The organism is Buchnera aphidicola (Pemphigus obesinymphae), from assembly GCF_026122815.1.
GTDB lineage: Bacteria > Pseudomonadota > Gammaproteobacteria > Enterobacterales > Enterobacteriaceae > Buchnera_C > Buchnera_C aphidicola_BJ.
This window is the reverse complement of sequence record NZ_JAIWQW010000101.1, coordinates 1-372: the sequence shown is the minus strand read 5'-3', so window position 1 is coordinate 372 and position 372 is coordinate 1. Positions and strand designations below refer to the sequence as shown.

Annotated in this window: 1 protein-coding gene; it reads left to right on the top strand. The window is 30.4% G+C overall.

The genetic code is table 11. The features are described 5' to 3' along the window. Window positions 1-372, top strand: a 372-nt coding sequence (locus LDP10_RS03295) for an aminotransferase class III-fold pyridoxal phosphate-dependent enzyme (RefSeq protein WP_265197292.1), incomplete at both ends; no start/stop codon positions are given.

Here is a 372-nt window from a genome sequence, read left to right as displayed (position 1 = left end):
AACATATTTGGCATCCTTATAGCTCTATGAATAATCCGATACCTTGTTATCCTATTATATCAGCTAAAGGAATCTATCTAAAGTTAAATAATGGAAAAACAATAATTGATGGAATGTCTTCTTGGTGGTCTGCTATACATGGATATAATAATCCTAGATTAAATCAATCGTTAAAAAATCAAATTAAAAAAATGTCTCATGTGATGTTTGGCGGCATTACACATCCTTCAGCTGTTCTATTATGTCGAAAATTAAATCAAATTACACCGAAAGAATTAGAATGTATTTTTTTATGTGATTCAGGTTCTGTCGCTATTGAAGTCGCGATGAAAATGTCGTTACAATATTGGCAAGCATTAGGTAAAAAAAGAT